The organism is Thermophagus sp. OGC60D27 (genome assembly GCF_052400625.1).
In the GTDB taxonomy this organism is placed as follows: domain Bacteria; phylum Bacteroidota; class Bacteroidia; order Bacteroidales; family Marinilabiliaceae; genus Thermophagus.
Genome location: NZ_JBQTGH010000003.1, coordinates 371,834 through 390,873, shown reverse-complemented (window position 1 = coordinate 390,873; position 19,040 = coordinate 371,834). Strand labels below are relative to the sequence as shown.

Below are 19,040 nucleotides of genomic sequence, written 5' to 3'. Positions count from 1 at the left end.
AAGGTTATTGTTGTAAACTTCTGTTTCATTGACGATGGTTTGCCTGTATGGAGGCGTAACAGGGCAATATTAGTTATTTTTCCTACCTTTGCCAGGGTTAAAAAGATTAAGTTATGACAGACCTTCATTTACTTACAGCCATATCTCCCATTGACGGCCGTTATCGTACCAAGGTGGATGGGTTGGCCCTCTATTTTTCGGAATATGCGTTGATTCGTTACAGAATTCTTGTTGAAGTTGAATATTTCATTGCTTTGTGTGAGGAACCGCTGGAACAGCTGAAAGGATTTGATCATGGACACTTCGAACGTTTACGATCCATATACCGTAACTTTAAGCTTGAAGATGCCGAAAAGGTGAAAGAAATAGAGTGCACTACCAATCATGATGTAAAAGCTGTTGAATACTATCTGAAAGAGAAGTTTGATGAATTGGGATTGCAAAGCTATAAAGAGTTTCTCCATTTTGGATTAACATCACAGGATGTCAACAATACGGCTATTCCTGCGTCGTTGCGTGATGCGGTCCACGAGGTTTATTATCCTTTTTTGGAAGAGCTGGTAGGGAAACTGGAATCGCTGTCCAATGAATGGAAAGATATTCCTATGTTGGCACGTACGCATGGTCAGCCGGCATCTCCTACGCGATTGGGGAAAGAGGTGCGTGTTTTTGTGGAGCGCCTGAATCGTCAGCTGATGTTGCTGAAAGAGCTGCCCTGTTCCGCCAAATTTGGTGGTGCCACAGGGAATTTTAATGCGCATAAGGTGGCCTATCCCGATATTGATTGGGTTGATTTTGCCAATCGATTTACCTCGGAAAAGCTTCGACTGGAACGTGAGCAGGTAACTACTCAAATATCTCATTACGATAATCTTGGAGCGATATTTGATAACTTTAAGCGAATAAATACCATCTTGATAGATCTGGCACGTGATTTTTGGTCTTATATCATGATGGAGTATTTTAAGCAGAAGATAAAAAAGGGAGAAGTAGGATCGAGTGCCATGCCTCACAAAGTAAATCCCATTGATTTTGAAAATGCAGAGGGAAATCTTGGGGTTGCCAATGCTCTATTTGAACATTTATCCTCCAAGCTGCCATTGTCGCGACTTCAGCGAGATTTGACTGACAGTACTGTATTGCGAAATGTGGGTGTCCCTATGGCTCATTCCATATTGGCGATGCAATCGTTAAAAAAAGGTTTGGATAAGCTTTTGATCAATAAAGCCGCCATTGAGCGCGATCTTGAAAAGAATTGGGCTGTAGTTGCAGAAGCAATGCAGACCATCCTGCGTCGAGAAGGCTTTCCCAATCCTTATGAAGCACTGAAAGATTTGACACGTACCAATGAGGAGATCAATGAGGAATCCATTGCTCGCTTTGTGGATCGGCTGGAAGTGGACGAGCGCGTAAAAGAAGAACTTAAGAAGATAACGCCGCAAAACTACACCGGAGTTGATTTGTTTTAACGATATTAAAAAAATTGTTTTTGTGTAACCTGCTTGATAAAAGAGTCGTTGTCGGTGGTTCACTATTGAAGAATGTTGAAGTATCTAATTAGCTTTTGATGAGGGATTTTTGGTTTATTATGAAGCGGTTTCTACCGCCGTATAAGCATTTGCTGTTTTTTAATTTTCTGTTTAACCTTCTATCAGGGTTGTTTGCCGTCTTTTCTGTGGCATTAATGATTCCCATGTTAGAAATTATTTTATCTCAGGACAATGATGTTTTTACTTTGGTGGATTGGAGTTTCAGTTTTAGTGATATAAAGCATAATCTCTACTATTATATCACCCAACTAAAGATCAATTACGGTCCCGGCTGGTCGCTGCTGTTTGTTGGGGTATTTCTGGTTATTGGTACGTTTCTAAAAACGGGCTTTACCTACTTGGCTTCGTATGCCAGTATTGGGATCCGCAACGGGGTTGTACGCGATCTTCGGTCGCAGATCTACAGCAAAATTCTTGAGTTGCATAATGGTTTTTTCAGTGACGAACGAAAAGGTGATATAATCGCTCGTTCCACCGGCGATGTTCAGGAAGTTGAAAACTCAATCATGTCATCGCTCGATATGTTTTTGAAGAATCCAGTACTCATATTGGTTTTTTTGGCGGCGATGTTGGTGTTTAGCGTTAAGCTTACATTGTTTGTGTTGATTGTGTTGCCGGTTGCCGGTTTCATAATCGGACGGGTCGGTAAAAGTTTGAAGAAGACGTCGCGTGATGGTCAAAATAAGATGGGGGACTTGTTGGGGATCATCGAGGAGACACTTTCCGGGTTAAGGATCATAAAAGCTTTTAATGCAGAAAGTCGGATGAATAAACGATTTGAGGGAGAGGTGGAAGATTACCGATCCATAATGGATCGTTTGATGCGAAGGCGTGATCTTGCGCATCCTATGAGTGAATTTTTGGGTACTATCGTGGTCGTTATTTTGGTTTGGTTCGGAGGAACCTTGATTTTGACGGAAACAAATACCATAAGTGCTGCCGGTTTTCTGGCTTATCTGGGGATTTTTTATCAGGTGATTAATCCTGCCAAAGCCTTTTCCAAAGCCTTATATAACATCCAGAAAGGGTTGGCGGCCTTTGATCGTATTGATGGTCTTTTGAGTGCCGAAGTTAAAATAAAGGAATCATCCGATGCCAAGAGCATTCGAGATTTGAAGCAAGGGATAGAATACCGGAATGTAACATTTGCCTATAATCAAACTCCCGTTCTTAAGAACATCTCATTGTCCATTCCCAAAGGCAAAACCATCGCGCTGGTTGGTCAGTCGGGTAGTGGTAAGTCTACCTTTGTGGATCTTCTTCCGCGGTTTTATGATGTGCAGGACGGTGCTGTTCTGGTAGATGGGATTGATGTTCGAGATTTAAAAATTAAGGATTTGCGTAATCTGATGGGAAATGTCAATCAGGATGCAATTCTATTTAATGATACCATATTCAATAACATTGCTTTTGGGGTTGAAGATGCGACCCTAGAACAGGTGGAAGAAGCTGCCAAAGTGGCCAATGCGCATGAGTTTATTATGGCCACAGAGAAGGGCTACGATACCGTAGTGGGAGATCGTGGGAGTCGTTTGTCCGGTGGTCAGCGACAACGCATTAGCATTGCCCGTGCGGTGTTGAAAAATCCGCCCATATTAATTTTGGATGAGGCTACCTCGGCCTTGGATACGGAGTCGGAAAAACTTGTTCAGGAAGCTCTGGAGAAACTGATGGTCAATAGAACTTCAATCGTGATTGCTCACCGGCTTTCGACCATTCGGAAAGCCGATTGCATCTATGTGTTCCAAGACGGAGAAATTGTGGAAACCGGGAACCATATGGAATTGGTGGAAAAAGGCGGCGTCTATAGAAAGCTTCATGAGCTGCAGATGGGCTAAGGCTTAGAACTTAGCCAAAATATCTGCAATATGTATTGTTTTTAAGGGCAGTTCGTTTTTACGGATGTAACCTTCAATGTTCAGGAGACAGGAAGCTTCCGTAGAAACGATATATTCCGCCCCAGTAGAGAGTGCATTTTCCACTTTTTGTTCGACCATGGCCGTTGATATGGGCACAAATTTAACCATAAAGGTTCCTCCAAAACCGCAGCAGGTGGTGTTTTCGGGCAACTCCTTTAATTCCAGTCCGCGGACATGAGACAGTAGGCGACGAGGTTCATCTTTAAGGCCATATTCACGTAAAGCGGAACAGGCGTCATGATAGGTTACCTTATGACGAAAGCTGGCATCAAAATTTTCGATTTTCAGATGATTTACTAGAAAATCGGTCAGTTCGACGACGTTTCTGGACACCCTGTCGACCTCTTGTTTCATTTCAGGTTGATCTTTAAATAGTTCCGGATAGTGATGCCGAATATAAGCGGCACAAGAAGCTGATGGAACAACGATTGGGCGGTCGTTAGGGAAATCTTTGATGAATTTTCCCGCTACTTTTCGTGACGCGTTCCAGTAGCCGCTGTTAAAGGTTGGCTGTCCGCAACATGTTTGTCTGGGGTTGTAATTAACTTCTACTCCGGCTTTTTCCAGGACTTTAACGACATTCCATCCGGTTTGGGGATATAATTGGTCAATGAAACAGGGGATAAATAAGTCTGCAGTCATGTTGTTTGATTATTTGTTGCAAATTTAAGGTTTCGTCTGAAATAGACACGGTTTATGGAGGTGTAATTTTAGTTGGAGGTTTAGTTGTGGCGACACCAGACCATTGTGGGAGAATATGAAAGTGAATAGGCTGGGGGAATGGGAAAAAACATAAATCTGATTTTTAATGGTTTGAGTTTGGTGGTTTTTAAAACCTTTCCTATTTTAACGGAAAATTTTAAATATTGCGGATGAAGAAATTCTACTCAGGATTGATATTGTTGTTTCTTAGCGTTAATCTATTCGGTTTCAATTTGATTGGTAATAGGGTCGATGTGGAACCGGGACAGAAAAGCTATGGTGTGGAAGCATGTATCGTCGATCCATCTACTAAGATGTCGACGGAACCGGAGCATGAGGCGCTCATGGAGCGGACTGATGAAGACCGTTTTATAAATCCTGCTATTCATGATAAAGAATTAGATTTGGTCGTATTAGGCGAGAGATCGGGTTCAATGACCTATTTTTCGGAATCGGATCAGTCAAGTTTCAAGATTTGGTATCAGAAAAAAAGTAATCAAATTGTAGTTACTTCTAAGGAGAATATCAGGTTCTCGGGTGCTCTTTTCGATATCACCGGCTCGTTGGTAAAAGACCAACGCAAAATATTTGTTGAGAATCGGTTGGTTTTTCCTACTTCAGGATTGAAAAAAGGGATTTATGTGGTGACTTTATACGGAAATGGTGGGGCGGTTTTGAATATCTCCAAGGTTGTTGTAAACTAATTATTCGCTGTCTGTTTTTTGATATAATTAACGGATATCTCTTCGATAATATAGGTGGAATATGTGAGAGGTTAAAAAAGACTTTGATTTTCCGCACGTGGCTTTCATTTGATAGAAATATGAAAGCGTATCTAAAGGTGAATGAAGAGGTGGCGCCGCATCCCAATTTAATTATCAGCATTAAGCATTGCGAGGGCGACTTTCATCGTGGCAATTCCTTTAGTAAGGTGATCGGGCAGGGGCGTCATAAGCAAATAATAGAAGTACAGTGTGCCCGAGAATATGAAGGGAAAGGGGCTTATCCTAATTATATTGCTAATGGTGTAATAGAAGGTTTTGAAGAGCACTTAAGTATGGAGCCCGATAAGATAAACAGTCTGCGTGAGTTTACAGAAAAAAGGCCGGAATTGTATTCCGGAATTTGGACCTGGTCTCGAGGTGGAGGATGGGGTGGCCCATACATCAAGAATGAGTTATGGTGCGAACTAAACGCTTGGGTGATGGCACAATGGGCGGCCGATCCTTCCCAGAGCGAAGAAGAAGTATTTAAACGTTATGTCTCGGAGCGTCTTCACTTAAAGGGTGATGATATAGATTCTTTCCGAAGACTTTGCTTGTTGTCGGCCGAAGCCGTTATTCGTGGACGTAATACCACACATCGGGATATGAATCCCTGGTGGACGCGGGATCAGGGTATTGGCTGGCCGGTGCCCACAAAAGATGCCGAAGGTCAGCAACGTAATTTAATGCAAAAAGACGAGTCTGTTGCAAAATGGCGGGAAATTATAAAACTGGCCAAAAAGATTAATTGGCCGGATGAAGAAACCCAAAATTATGTTGTTGGGTCATGTTATTATGGTTTGCGTCTCTATGAAATTTATCGAAGTATAGTTTATTTATCCGATGCTCAATTGAGGGAAGATCGTAAGGATTTAAAAAAATGGATTAAAGTTTATGATGCCGCCTGGAAAAAGTATCATGAATTACCTGATAAATTTTCTTCTTTAGCCAGTTTATACACCAAAGATTATTCAAGATTTATGGGGTCGAATGCAGACAAAAAGGTTGAGGAGCTAAGAAAAGAGTTGGTAGCCGGAAATTAAATTCCGGCTTTCCATAATCGCTTCATCCCTCACGAGGGGTTGTCGGTTGAACCGATATCAGAGGTGAACAGTGCTGTTATTTGGTATCGGGGGCGTAACTATTCTTTTTTGGTGGTGTCCGCCGGAATAAAATCCATAGAGATGCTGTTAACGCAGTGGCGTGTGTTTTTCGGAGTGAAACCTTCACCTAAAAAGACATGCCCCAAATGGGCCCCGCAGCGGGCACAGACAATTTCGGTTCGACGTCCGTCTGCATCGGGCATCCGTTTGACAGCCCCTTCAATTTCGTCGTCGAAGCTAGGCCATCCGCAGCGGGCATCGAATTTATCGGTGCTTCTGTACAGCTTTGCACCGCACCGCTTACAGGAATAGATTCCCTTTTCGTTATGGTGGTAGAATTCCCCACTGAAGGGTTGCTCCGTACCTTTATGAAGGATTACAAATTCTTCCTGAGGGGTAAGCGTTTTAAAATTAAATTTTGTGGTGTCGTTTTGTGCCATGAGGTTGTTGGTGATTAATAGGAAAATGAGGATTAATAAAGCTTTCATCCGTATAAAAATTGGTTAATCCATTGGTCTGATGGAACTCGCATGACCATTCGTTTACACATGTTCTTGTTGTGACAATCTCACATTGTCATGCTCGTTTCGTTCGTATATAATTTATCTAAGTCATTGGTCGAATGGAACTCGCATGGGTGAATGAAATTTATACATGCTCTTTTGTGGCAAAAGTCGCTATGCTCGTTTCATAATTAACTGTTTTGGTTTTGAGAATATGGCTTCCCTCACATTCCTTGATTATGCCCGACATTGAGGCTTAATCGTTGTCTACTACTTCGGCCTTATATCCGGCTTTTTGGAGTAAACCGATGATTTCCTTCGCTTCGCCATCGGTTTCTACCGTTAAAATTCGGTCTGGACTCTCTAAATCAACATACCAATGAGTGACATTGTTCGATTCTTCGAGAAAAGGAGAAACGGTGCTGACGCATCCGTTGCATTTGATGGTTGTTTTGAATTTTAGAGTTTTCATCTGTATAAAATTAGGTTAATTTTTAGTTGGATCGAAGTGTTATTAAATATTGAGTGATCTTATTGTTGTGTATTAGAATCCAATGGTTCGTGCATTTAAGCTTTCTTGAGACGCAGGCTGTTGGTGACCACCGAAACGGAGCTGAAAGCCATTGCCGCTCCAGCAATCATGGGATTTAACAGGAATCCTGAAAACGGGTATAGGATTCCAGCCGCGATGGGTATGGCCGCAATATTATAGAAGAAAGCCCAAAAGAGGTTTTGCTTGATGATTTTCACAGTTTTATGGGATAGTGTCAGCGCATCCGGAATTTTGTTAAGGTCGGAAGACATGATGGTAATGTCGGCCACTTCCATGGCGATGTCAGAACCTTTACCCATTGCGAAAGAAACATCAGCGACGGCCAGCGCTTCTGAATCGTTGATGCCATCCCCGACCATGGCAACGGATTTATATTTTTCCTTCAACTTTTTTACAAATAGAGCTTTGTCGGCAGGCATCACGCGGGCTTTGAAGTGTTTTATTCCGGTTTCTTTGGCAACCGCCCTGGCTGTTTGTTCATTATCGCCGGTGAGCATGTAAACATCGATTCCCCGTTTTTGCAAAGAATTCACAGCGGCTTTTGATGACTCTTTAATTTTGTCGGAGACGGCCAAGACTCCGGCTACAGCATGGTTGACAGCGAACCAGATGACTGTTTTCGCCTCTTTTTGCCATTGGTTGGCCAGAGCGTATAAGGCCTCAGGAATGGCTATGTTCTGTTTTTTCAGGAGCTCCACATTACCAACGACAATGTTTTCCTTGTCAAAGGAAGCTAGGATGCCGTTTCCCGATATGTTTTGAAAATTTTTGGGTTCAATATCATCGGTGTTCTGTTGATTTTTGAGATATTTTGAGATTGCCTGAGCCAGAGGATGATCTGACCGGCTTTCGACAGAAAAAAGAAAAGAGAAGGTTTTCTCTTTTAGTGGGTGGTGTGCAACAAATTTTATGTCTGTTACTTGAGGTTCTCCGACGGTAATTGTTCCAGTTTTATCGAAGATCATGGCCTTTATTTTAGCGGCTTTTTCCAGGGCAGAAGCATCTTTGATGAGGATTCCTTTGGAAGCCCCATTTCCGATGCCAACCATGATGGCCGTGGGAGTTGCCAATCCCAGAGCGCAGGGACAAGCGATCACCAGTACCGAGACGGTGGCCAGCAGTGCCTGGGTCAGATAGGGTGTTCCTCCAGCCAGGATCCAGACCACAAAGGTAAAAAGGGCGATGGCCAGGACCGCCGGGACGAAGATGGCTGCTACTTTGTCGGCTAAGCGCTGTACGGGCGCTTTACCGGCCTGTGCTTCTTTAACGGTATCAATAATTTGTGCCAGTATGGTTTGGCTTCCCACTTTTTCAGCCATTAAGGAGAAGGTCCCTGATTGATTAATGGTTCCAGCGAATACTTTGCTTCCCGGAGTTTTTTCAACGGGCATTGCTTCACCAGAAATCATGCTTTCGTCGACGAAAGATATTCCTTCGTAAACCTGTCCGTCGACGGGAATTTTGTTGCCAGGTTTTACGCGCAGGATATCTCCTTTTTCAACATTTTGAATGTTTGTTTCTTTCCAAGAGCCGTCGTTTTGTCGTTTAAAGACGGTTTTGGGCTGAAGCCCTTTAAGTTTTTTGATGGCCGAAGAGGTTCTGTCTTTAGCTCTTTCTTCGAGCCATTTTCCCAGCATGATGAAAACAATGATTACGGCCGCCGCTTCAAAATAGACGTGAGCTTCCAGTGCGCGTGAAGTCCAAACCTGCGGGAAGAGCATGTTGAATGAGCTGAAGAGGTATGCCATCCCGGTGCTCAGGGCCACCAGGGTATCCATGTTGGCCGCCCCATGTCTGGCTTGTTTATAAGCGTTGATGAAGAAATGACGGCCAAAAATAAAAAGAACCGGTGTTGTCAAAGTCCACATAACGTATTTGGCCAGCGGGAAGTCGTTGTAAAACATCCCAATAATAAAAACCGGGAGCGCCAACAGTCCGGCCCCAATGAGTCGTTTTTTTATTTTTCTGCTTTTTTGTAGGCGCGTGGCTTGCAATCCTTCTTCGCTGCTCTCATTCTCATCGGTGATGAGGTCGTAACCGATTGATCGGATGGTGTTTTTCATGTCGGCCGGGGTGATGGTTTCGGGTAACCATGCTATTTTTACCGTGTTGGTGGCCAGATTGACCGATGCCTTCAATATGCCCGGTTGGGAATTCAACATGCTTTCCACGCTTGCCGAACAAGCGGCGCATGACATTCCTTCGACGGGAAACGACTTTTCGTTTACCGTAGGCTCCAGTCCGAGATCTTTTAACTTGTTGATGATCTTATGAAGTGATTCTCGATCGTTGGAGGAGACTACAATTCGCTGATTGTTGACTTCCCAGGTCCAATCATCGATGTTCTTAAAGTATTTAAATGCTTTGGCGATTAACGATTCCTGAATGTCACTATTGGTGGTGGCAATGGGAATAAGCCATTTTTGTTTTTTCTCCGACATGATTATGGTCTTTCCTGCAAAGGTATATCACCCGGTTGGTCTAACTATTACATTATTTTCGAAAAAACTTACAGGATCGTTATTGGTAAATCATTGTTAGGGTATGGGGATGAGGATATTGTTGTTTGAATGCGGCCTTATATTTTTGATCCGACCATTTAGGCATGGGCCACAGTTTGATGAACACTCCCTTGCTTCGTTTTTCCCGAGCGTTGCTTCGTTTTTCCCGAGCGTTGCTTCATGTTTCCCAAGGGTTGCTTCACGTTTCCCAAGGGTTGCTTCACGTTTCCCGAGCGTTGCTTCGTGTTTCCCGAGCGTTGCTTCATGTTTCCCAAGGTTTGCTTCATGTTTCCCAAGGGCTGCTTCACGTTTCCCATAGTTTGCTTCATGTTTCCCGAGCGTTGCTTCACGTTTCTCATGGTTTGCTTCGTGTTTCCCGGATGTTGTTTCACGTTTTCAATGCCTCATAATGCTAATGCCAATGACATTTATGGGTGGATCGGAAGGGGTGCGGATTTGCTGTTTTTGGGGGGAGTTTAAGTGCGGTGCAAAAATACGTTAATCTATTTTGCCGGGTGTGGGACCGTTCAAATGAAGTTAGAGTAATCGGCATTGGTAATTATGCATCATACGTTGTCGATGCTGTTCCGGATCGGTTTTCGAAGTTTTTTAAAATCGCCCGGGGTCATTCCTGTAACCTTTTTAAATTGGTTGGACATGTGTGCGGGGCTGCTGTATCCGAGGGTGTAGGAGATCTCGGAGAAGTTCATTTGCCCGTAGGCAATGAGTTCTTTTACCTTTTCAATTTTTTGCCTGATGATAAACTGTTCGATGGTGAATCCTTCGATTCCGGAAAAGAGATGGCTAAGGAACCGGTAGTCGTGAAGGAGCTGTTGAGCGATCCAGTTGGACCAGTTAAATCCCTGTTGTAGGTTTTGGTGATGAATTTTTTTGATGATGATGGTTTTGATTTTATCGACCAATTGTTTGTTTTTGTCTTCTATTCGTTGAAACCCTATCGCTTCGAGTTTTTTATCGAGAAGTTGCAGTTGGTTGTCGGGGATAGGATGATCGGTGACTTCAGCAATTCCCAGCTCGACGGAAATGGGGTGCAATCCGACCTCTTTCAGGACTTTTTCCACCGCCATAATACATCGTGGACAAACCATGTTTTTGATGTGCAGGGTTGTCATGGGATTGAACATTTTAACAGAGAGAAGACAGAAGGCAAAAAGTTTTCGGCCTTCTGTCTCCAAGATACTTTAAATTAATTTTTTAAACCACTTCTTTCCAATAAGGGATCGATGGAAGGTTCTTGGCCTCTGAACGCGACATAGAGTTCCATGGGGTCTTTTGTTCCGCCCATTTCGAGGATGTTTTTTCGGAAGGCGGAAGCGGTCGTTTTATCAAAGATGCCGTTTTGTTTGAACATTTGGAAGGCGTCGGCATCGAGTACTTCCGCCCATTTGTATCCGTAGTATCCGGCGGCATAACCCCCGTTAAAGATATGGCTAAAGGCAGTACTCATGCAGCTCCCTTTGATATCGGGGAACAATTGTGTTTGTTTCATGGCCAGTTTTTCGAATTGTTCGACTTCTGTTTCAACAGGCTGTTGAATGGTGTGCCAAGCCATATCGTTCAGTCCGAAGCTTATTTGCCTAACGGTTGCATATCCACTTAGGAAATTACCCGCAGCGATGATTTTGTCGATCAAATTGTCGGGGATGGTTTCACCGGTTTCGTAATGTTTGGCGACGATTTGCAACCATTCTTTTTGGAGCGCCCAGTTTTCCATTATTTGAGAGGGTAGTTCCACAAAGTCGCGATAGACAGAAGTTCCTGCCAGCGATTCGTAGTTGACGTTGCTGAGCATTCCGTGGAGTGCATGTCCAAATTCGTGGAGGAACGTTGTGACTTCATTGAATGTTAATAGTGAGGGTTTTGTAGCGGTGGGGCGGGTAAAGTTGGTGACCACGGAGATGTGTGGTCTAACGTCTTTCCCGTTCTCTTTATGTTGTTCCATGAAAGAGGTCATCCATGCGCCACCTTGCTTTCCGTCGCGCGGGAAGAAGTCGAGGTATAAAACGGCCAGGAAGTCTCCGTCGGCATCCGTCACTTCGAAAGCTTCCACTTCGTTGTGATAAACCGGGATGTTTTTGTTAGGCTTAAAAGAGATGCCATAGAGTTTGTTTGCCAAATCAAAGATTCCCTCTTTAACTTTTTCGAGCTGGAAGTAAGGTTTTGTCATCTCATCACTGAGGTCGAATTTTTTCGTTTTGAGTTTTTCGGAATAGTAGGAAAAATCCCAAGCCTGGAGATGGTCGTTAAATCCAAGTTGCCGGGCAAATTGTTGCACTTCATTCACCTCGTTTTTAGCGAAAGGGAGGGCTGCGTCCAGAAGTTGATGAAGGAATTGGTTGACGCGCTCCGGCGATTTAGCCATTCTTTGAGACAAGACATAGTCGGCATGGTTCTTGAATCCGAGGAGTTTTGCTTTTTCCAGACGCAGGGCGACGGTTTTTTTAATGATTTCTTTGTTGTCTCTGTCGTTGCCTTTGTTTCCTCTGGTGGTGTAGGCGATGTACATTTTTTTTCTCAGATCTCTGTTGTCGGCGAACTTCATGAAGGGGTAATAACTGGGGAAGTGAAGGGTAAAGATCCATCCCTCGAGGCTATCTTTTTCGGCTCTGTTGGCAGCGGCTTCAATGACATCATCGGGGAGTCCTGCCAGGTCTTTTGAATCGGTGATGTGTAGCTTGAAGTCATTGGTTTCGGCCAGCACATTTTCACCAAACTGAAGAGCGAGTTTCGATAGTTCAGCGGATATTTCGCGGTATTTATCTTTCTCTTCGCCGGTTAAAAGTGCGCCGCTTCTGGTAAATGCATTGTAGGTATCTTCCAGTAGTTTATTTTGTTCTTCGTTGAGGGATTCATCGTTGTGATATTTTTCATAAACGACTTTCACTTTTTCAAAAAGTTTCTCGTTGAGCCAAATATCGTTGGAGTATTCCGAGAGCAACGGGGAGACTTCGCGCGCAATAGCCTGAATCTTTTCGTTGGTTTCGGCCGCATTAAGATTAAAGAAGATATTGCTGATCCGGTTCAGTCTTTTACCAGATTTTTCAAGAGCTTCGATGGTGTTTTTGAAGTTTGGTTTATCGGGATTATTGATGATGGCTTGGATGTCGGCTCTACCTTCTTCTATTGCCTGCTGGAAGGCCGGCATGAAGTGTTCTTCTTTAATTTTATCGAATGGGGCTGTCTGATGCGGTGTGTTAAAAGGTTGTAATAGCGGATTGTTATCGCTCATTTTATTATTGTTTTTACATGAATAGTTTGCTGTAATAATCAAAAACAGCAGCAAAGTTAAAAGGTTTGTTCTCATTGTCATTTAATTTTTATGGATGATATGTAATATTACAAATATGGGCAAAAACCTGAAAAGATAATTGTCATATACGTTTTTTTCGGATGGAATTGTTTCGGTCAGTATCAAAGATGTTTAGGGTGAATAGTGGGCGTGTAATGATTCATTACCACCGGGAAAGTGTGGGTCTGAATGTAATGGTTTGTATTTCAAATAATTTTGTTTTGTTGTTGGTCGGCAATCATCATTTAAGAAGAAAAAGAATTTTGATGTTGCGTGCGCTTGACCGGGAACAAATTAGTGGTTTAATTGCTTTATAAAATGGAATAATAAAAGGGGCCATGAAAAATAAGTTAGTAGTCAGTGTATTTTTCCTGTTGATGCTTTTCGTTTTTTGTATGGGAGCTCAGCAGGATTCGGTATTCCTGCTTTCGACCGATGAGGTGAATTTGAAATACGGGAAAAAGCTTAAGCGGGCAGAAAGAAAAATTGAAAAGGGGGCGTATTTTTATGAGAAGGCAGATGGGCTGAGGGTGAAGATAGAGGAGGAGGCCCCGTTTCCGGGCAAGAATCCTTTGCGCATGGCTCAATTGGAAGAGCGTGTTTATCGGCTTCAGCTGAAGGCCTCTACTTATTATGAAGAGGCTAATCATATTCAGTTGCGTCTGTTAAAAAAGTATCTGGAAACCGAGCATCCGGGAAAATTTGCAGCGATTGAAGGTGATGTCAAAGACCAATTTCGAGAGGGCTACGTTAAAAGAAAACGGGCAGAGCGAATGGTTCCCGGTCAATCGCCGCTGTCGTATGTTCAGGAAGCGTATGAGGCAGAGGCGGGCGCACTGCGGGATCTGTTGGCGATAATGGTTCCCCGCAAGGATGAGTCGGCGGTGGCATTTCCGGCTGAAGCAGAGGAAGGGGAGTCGGCTGAAGGTGTTTCAGATCAATTGGAAACGGCAGCAATAGTTTCAGAAACTTTAAAAAATGTGAAACCGAAAGTTATAAGTCACGTAGAAACAACCATTTCGAAGAGGGCCGAAAAGAAAGTCTTTTTTTCCATTCAGTTTATGGCTACCCGTAAGGATGTTGCCCATGGGCATGTAAAGCAGATATACAATGGCGGTCTTCCGGTGATAGAAGTGAAGGATGACGGTTGGTACAAATTTTCGGCCGGCCGGTTTGACAGTGTCGGAGAGGCTCTCCGTATAATGAAAGAACAAGGGATTCAAGGGTTCATAGTGGCCTTTGAAGGAGAAGAGCGAATCAGCCTCCAGTTGGCCCGACGGGTCCTACAAAATCGATGAAAAAACGTAGATAGAGATAGATAAAAATCAGAATTAACCAAAATTGGATCTTATGAGTTTATTGATTAGAAGGAGTTTTGTTGTTTTTTCGGTTCTTATGGTAAGCAACTTAGGATTTTCCCAAGAGCCATTGAGAGATTTTTTTCAGGCAGGCAAGGCAGATGCAGGTATTTTAACAAAAGCCTATTTAAAGCCTTATGGAGAGATGTTGGGAACGGCGTTAAATTCAGGATGGTATAACAGTGCGAAAGTCCATAAGCTGGGAGGGTTTGATCTTACAGTGAGTGTGATGAGCGCAGTAGCGCCGACGTCGGCACAAACATTTGATGTGGGAGCCCTAGGGTTACAGAATTTTAATGTGGGTTCGAATTCCATTGCGCCGACGGTGGCCGGCGAGATGGAGGAATCGATGCGCCCCGTTCTGACGCCGGATGTCGTTGGCGGAGAATATGGAGAGTTTACGCTTCCGAATGGATCGGGCAATGATAAACTACCGATTCCCATGGTTCAGTTGGCAGTGGGGTTGCCATTTCATACAGAGGTTATGGGACGCTTTGTTCCCACGATGGATTTTGGGGATGCCGGAGAAGTTAGCGTTATTGGTTTTGGTCTGAAGCATAGTTTGAAGAATTATATTCCTTTTGTAAAGCGGGTTCCGTTTTTGCAGATGTCTGTATTGGCGGGCTATACCAGTTTTAATTCGAGTTACGGAATAACGGGAAGTAATGAGGTGAGTGTGGAGAATGGGGAACTGGCCATATCCTCCGGTGCGTTTACCACTCGTCTTTTATTGGGTGCCAATTTTCCTGTAGTAGCCCTCTACACAGGGATGGGGTATGGCAGCACCAACAGTGATTTTGATGTAAAGGGGACCTATGGTGTTTCGGGATTTTCAGAAACCTTTACAGATCCCTTTTTGCTGAACTACAGTACCTCTGGTTTTGATTTCAATGCGGGGGTTCGGTTAAGGCTAGGATTTTTTGCCATTCATGCCGATTATACGGTAGGCGACTATTCGGTTTTGACCGCCGGTGTGGGGATCAATATCCGTTAAATCTCACCAGTTCGGAAAGGGGTTTTCTCTTTTTGGGCGGCGCTTCAACCTCTTCGGGCCGACCGACCGGCAGTAATACTGCGGGTTCCAGGTGCTCGGGGAGGTTGAGTGTTTTAGAGACTATGCGGGGGTCGAAGTTACAGACCCAGCAGGTGCCGAGCCCCAGTTCTGCGGCACGCAGGGTCATGTGATCGGTTGCAATGGCCAGGTCGATATCGGCATGATCTTTAGCGTCCTTCCCTCGTTTCCATGATGCCTTGTGATCGGCTGCGATAACAATGACCTGCGGTGCTGTTGCAAACCACTCTCTGGGATAGGCGGAATGTAACTCATTGAGTATTTCCGGATCGTTGACCACAATAAACAGGAACGGTTGGTAATTGACCGCCGAGGGAGCGAGTCGTCCTGCTTCCAGAACTTCTTTGATCAGCTCATCAGAAATTTTTTGCGGTTTATATTTCCTGACGGAATAGCGTGTTTTAATGAGAGTTGTAAAATCCATGGTGGTTTCTTTTTTGTTTGTTACAAAAATAAACCAATAGCCAGTTAAAACCCTAACTTTGCAGTATGCGTTTTTGCGAAAGCGTTTTATTTATCGGCGGAGTCCAGAAATCAAAACTTTTTAAAAAAGCATACTGATGTTTTATCTATTGTCAAAGATCTTTCATGTTTTTCTATCGCCCGTTGTTTGGATTGTAGGCTTATTGCTTGTTGGGTTATTTCTGAAAAAAAGAATGAAACATCGGGTCTATGTGGCGGCCATTTTGTTGTTTCTGATTTTTTCCAACGGAGCATTTTTTCATTTTGTGGCAGGATTTTGGGAAACTCGACCGAAAAAGCTTTCAGCCCTTGATGGGGTGTCGCGCACGGTCGTGGTGTTGGGGGGGATGGCTTCGGAGAACCGATATAATGGTAAGCCACGATTTATGCAAAGTTCCGATCGTTTATGGCAGGGTTTGTTGTTGTTGAAAACCGGATATGCGGATACGTTGATCTATTCGGGAGGACGTGGAACCTTGTTTGATCACCAGCGGTCGGAAGGTGAATTGGTAAAAGATTATCTGGCCGATATAGGTTTATTGAGTGAGCGTATTATTATTGAGTCTACCTCGCGTAACACCTATGAAAACGCAGTCCATACCCGTGAGGTTATCCGGCAGCGAGGAATGTCTAACAAGATAATCTTGGTGACATCGGCCTTTCATATGCCGCGTGCACGAGCCTGTTTTCAGGGTCAGGGATTTGATGTTTCTACCTTTCCGGCTGATCCATTGACGGGAGTGAGGCCATTGCAATGGAACGATTATCTACTACCGTCGGCTGGCGTTCTGGAGCGATGGGGCGTTCTTTTTCGGGAGTGGGTGGGTTTTGTCATGTATAAATTAAATGGTTACTTAGGGGAATGAGTTTTTGTGTTCTAAAAAAGTCTTTTTGAATAAAGTTCAACATTTGTGATTGCAATCACCAACTACAATTCGTTAATGATATGAAGCCATACTTATTTCTCATAGTTGTTATTCCTTTATTTTTATCGCTCAGTTCGTGTGAAGATATTTTTAGTGTGGAGATTTTGGGTGATGGGAATATAAGAAGCGAAAAGCGTATAGTGGGAGAGATTGACAGGGTTCTACTGGAGTCCGATTTTGACCTTCAGATCCGGCAGGGGCTTTCCGGGAGTTTAACGGTTGAGGCAGATTCCAATATATTGTCATATGTTGTATCGGAAGTAAATAATGGAACGCTGGAGCTAGGGGTAAAACAGAACTTCTCAATAGTTCCGCGCCAATCGGTCCGGATAACATTAGAAGCAGGAAACTTGTCGGAGGTAGCAATCATTAATGGTGGCAGGGTTCAGGTGGATACATTCAGGACATCCTTTTTGCGGGTCAACGTTTATGAAGTATCTACCTTTAAAGCGGACAGTTTGATTTGCGAAAATTTGGCTGTTGTTGCAGAAGGAAGTACCACTGTGGCGATAAGCGGGAATTTTGATAATCTGTGGTTGCATCAGATCGGCTCCGGGAATATGCAGTTGAAAGGAAAAGCGAATGAGGGGGATGTAGTGGTGGAAGGTTCAGGGATGATAAAAGCAGGTGAATTGGGGATGGCCAACGGAGATCTCCGGTTGTATGGATCGGGCTTGATATTGTGTCGGGTTTCGGGTCTGCTGAAAACCTATATCGATGGAAATGGTCGGATTTATTACTACGGGATGCCAGAAAATTTAACGAAAGAAATATCCGGAGAGGGGTTGGTTCTTCCTGCCGAAGAAGATTAGATGCATCCGCAGACGAAATCTTCGGCGAGTGATTCGAGGGCCTCTTTTTCAGCTTTTTTTTCTTCTTTAGATCCGCAGCAATTTATGCACACGGGCATTTTTGTAAGCTTATTGATTGACAAGTCTTGACTATTGAAGGTTTGTTGGCAGACGAAACACTTAATGCGTTTGTTGTTTTTCTGATTCATAATTCAATGTTAAAGGACGAAATCGTGGCAAATTTAAAATAAATTTCCATTCCATTTTTTTGTAAAAAGGTCCTGTTTGTCGAATTTACGTGTTTGGGTTTTTAAATTAAATCTACGGTTCACCCTACTGTCTGTCCCTCTTCCGCTTTGATAGGCCCAGTTTCCATAGTTACTATAGACATCATAATCGATAAGCGCTGATTCGAACCAAGCGGCCCCCCATTGCCAGTTGACCTTCAATTCTTTTGCGAGGTAGAAGCTGACCAGCATTCGTCCTCTGTTACTCATAAAACCGGTTTTCCTTAGCTGTCGCATCAGAGCGTCAATAATGGGTTCTCCGGTTTTTGCATCTTTCCATAGCAGGAAGGCATCCAAATCGTTATACATGTTGGTTTGAGCATTTCTTAATCCTTTGGTTGTAAATAGTTTTGAGCCATATCTGAGAAACAGATAGCGGAAATAATCGCGCCAGATAAGTTGATTTTTCAGGGTCAATATGCTTTCCTGTTCCTGATCAGAAAGTTTTTCGGTAATATTAAGCTTTGAGAAAAGTGTGCGAGGAGATAAAGCGCCGTTGGCCAGCCATGGTGCTAACCAACTGCTGAAGTTTTTGCCTTCGAAAAGGTTTCTGGTGTTGGCATAATGGAGGTGTCCGTTTTCTTCGAAATATTGATGAAGTCTTTTCAGCCCTTCTGTTTCGCCCCCCATAAAGCTAGAATTGGGGGTGTTTCTTATCCATAAGTCCGGATTGAAAGCGGGAAGGTGAGGAGGGGGCTTAGGAACCTCTGCCTTATCCAAACGATTTACCGTTGGGACTGGATGGGGAGTTATCTGTTCCTGAATGATTTTGTTTTTGAATTGGGTGAAATAAAAAGGGGCTTTTTCGGGAGAAAAACTAATCTGATCGGGCGGATAGAGCATGCTTCCCCAGACCATCTCGAGTTTAGTGTTGCGTAAAAGGTTTCTTTCGATTTGTGTTTCTTCGTAAGCGATTTCTTTCTGGGCAATGATTTTCTCGGCATTAAAAAAGTTAAAGAGATCAGACAGGATTGAGGTGGTATTACCGTTGAAAATGAGCAGACGGTTTCCAGCTGCAATAATAGCTTTTTCCAGATCTGCAATTGTTTCGGCCAGGAATTTTTGGCGCAGAGCACCTGTTCTTGGGAAATTCAGAATCGGATGCTTTTGAAACCATCTGTCATCAAAGATGTAAACGAGAATTAAAGGCCGTCCAAGTTTTAAAGCGTAATTAAGGGCAGGGTTGTCGTGCAGTCGAAGGTCCTTTCGGAACCAGTATATGACAGGCCTATTTTTCAT

At 43.5% G+C, this 19,040-nt stretch carries 15 protein-coding genes and 1 pseudogene; 8 read left to right on the top strand and 8 right to left on the bottom strand.

Translation table 11 applies throughout. From position 1 onward, the window contains the following. The first annotated feature begins 113 nt into the window (after positions 1-113). Together purB and ACT29H_RS05910 are read left to right on the top strand one after the other, a co-directional pair. The gene (purB, locus tag ACT29H_RS05915; protein ID WP_444820683.1) at positions 114-1,469 is read left to right on the top strand and encodes an adenylosuccinate lyase; all 1,356 of its coding nucleotides are present in this window, start codon (positions 114-116) and stop codon (positions 1,467-1,469) included. A gap of 98 nt (positions 1,470-1,567) precedes the next feature. Then, a pseudogene (locus tag ACT29H_RS05910) lies at positions 1,568-3,109 on the top strand (ABC transporter ATP-binding protein); the annotation flags it as partial. 282 nt (positions 3,110-3,391) lie between these two features. On the opposite strand, the gene ACT29H_RS05905 reads toward ACT29H_RS05910, so the two are convergent. Continuing rightward, entirely contained in the window at positions 3,392-4,111 is a 720-nt protein-coding gene (locus tag ACT29H_RS05905; protein ID WP_444820682.1) for a (Fe-S)-binding protein, read from the bottom strand. A gap of 230 nt (positions 4,112-4,341) precedes the next feature. Here ACT29H_RS05905 and ACT29H_RS05900 point away from each other — a divergent pair, with 230 nt between their 5' ends. Together ACT29H_RS05900 and ACT29H_RS05895 are read left to right on the top strand one after the other, a co-directional pair. Next, positions 4,342-4,875 carry a hypothetical protein gene (locus ACT29H_RS05900; RefSeq protein ID WP_444820681.1) on the top strand — a complete coding sequence of 178 codons (534 nt, stop codon included), beginning with the start codon at positions 4,342-4,344 and terminating at the stop codon, positions 4,873-4,875. A 119-nt stretch (positions 4,876-4,994) separates the two neighbouring features. Next, the gene (locus ACT29H_RS05895; RefSeq protein WP_444820680.1) at positions 4,995-5,978 is read left to right on the top strand and encodes a hypothetical protein; all 984 of its coding nucleotides are present in this window, start codon (positions 4,995-4,997) and stop codon (positions 5,976-5,978) included. A gap of 98 nt (positions 5,979-6,076) precedes the next feature. Here the strand turns inward: ACT29H_RS05895 and ACT29H_RS05890 are convergent, their stop codons facing one another. From ACT29H_RS05890 to ACT29H_RS05870, 5 genes are all read right to left on the bottom strand, one after another. Further along, positions 6,077-6,526 (bottom strand): methionine-R-sulfoxide reductase, encoded by a 450-nt coding sequence (locus ACT29H_RS05890; RefSeq protein ID WP_444820679.1) that lies wholly within the window; start codon positions 6,524-6,526, stop codon positions 6,077-6,079. A gap of 271 nt (positions 6,527-6,797) precedes the next feature. Then, complete coding sequence (locus ACT29H_RS05885; protein ID WP_444820678.1) at positions 6,798-7,013, bottom strand: heavy-metal-associated domain-containing protein; 216 nt, start codon at positions 7,011-7,013, stop codon at positions 6,798-6,800. A 95-nt stretch (positions 7,014-7,108) separates the two neighbouring features. Beyond that, on the bottom strand, positions 7,109-9,535 hold the full coding sequence (locus tag ACT29H_RS05880) for a heavy metal translocating P-type ATPase (RefSeq protein WP_444820677.1): 2,427 nt from the start codon (positions 9,533-9,535) through the stop codon (positions 7,109-7,111). A gap of 626 nt (positions 9,536-10,161) precedes the next feature. Continuing rightward, positions 10,162-10,728, bottom strand: coding sequence for an AraC family transcriptional regulator (locus ACT29H_RS05875; RefSeq protein WP_444820676.1), 567 nt, complete (start codon positions 10,726-10,728; stop codon positions 10,162-10,164). Positions 10,729-10,802: 74 nt separating this feature from the next. Further along, entirely contained in the window at positions 10,803-12,845 is a 2,043-nt protein-coding gene (locus tag ACT29H_RS05870) for a M3 family metallopeptidase (RefSeq protein ID WP_444820675.1), read from the bottom strand. A gap of 398 nt (positions 12,846-13,243) precedes the next feature. Between ACT29H_RS05870 and ACT29H_RS05865 the strand changes: the two genes are divergently transcribed. Both ACT29H_RS05865 and ACT29H_RS05860 read left to right on the top strand, forming a co-directional pair. Beyond that, entirely contained in the window at positions 13,244-14,203 is a 960-nt protein-coding gene (locus ACT29H_RS05865; RefSeq protein WP_444820674.1) for a hypothetical protein, read from the top strand. Between the two features lie 52 nt (positions 14,204-14,255). Beyond that, complete coding sequence (locus tag ACT29H_RS05860) at positions 14,256-15,257, top strand: DUF6588 family protein (protein ID WP_444820673.1); 1,002 nt, start codon at positions 14,256-14,258, stop codon at positions 15,255-15,257. Here the strand turns inward: ACT29H_RS05860 and ACT29H_RS05855 are convergent. After that, positions 15,244-15,759 carry a nitroreductase family protein gene (locus ACT29H_RS05855; RefSeq protein WP_444820672.1) on the bottom strand — a complete coding sequence of 172 codons (516 nt, stop codon included), beginning with the start codon at positions 15,757-15,759 and terminating at the stop codon, positions 15,244-15,246. The genes ACT29H_RS05860 and ACT29H_RS05855 overlap by 14 nt on opposite strands. Before the next feature lie 136 nt (positions 15,760-15,895). Between ACT29H_RS05855 and ACT29H_RS05850 the strand changes: the two genes are divergently transcribed. Further along, positions 15,896-16,663 carry a YdcF family protein gene (locus ACT29H_RS05850; protein ID WP_444820671.1) on the top strand — a complete coding sequence of 256 codons (768 nt, stop codon included), beginning with the start codon at positions 15,896-15,898 and terminating at the stop codon, positions 16,661-16,663. An 80-nt stretch (positions 16,664-16,743) separates the two neighbouring features. Next, positions 16,744-17,535 carry a GIN domain-containing protein gene (locus ACT29H_RS05845; RefSeq protein WP_444820670.1) on the top strand — a complete coding sequence of 264 codons (792 nt, stop codon included), beginning with the start codon at positions 16,744-16,746 and terminating at the stop codon, positions 17,533-17,535. A 221-nt stretch (positions 17,536-17,756) separates the two neighbouring features. On the opposite strand, the gene ACT29H_RS05840 is transcribed toward ACT29H_RS05845, so the two are convergent. Further along, a complete protein-coding gene (locus ACT29H_RS05840; RefSeq protein ID WP_444820669.1) occupies positions 17,757-19,040 on the bottom strand; it encodes a DASH family cryptochrome in 1,284 nt (427 codons plus the stop codon).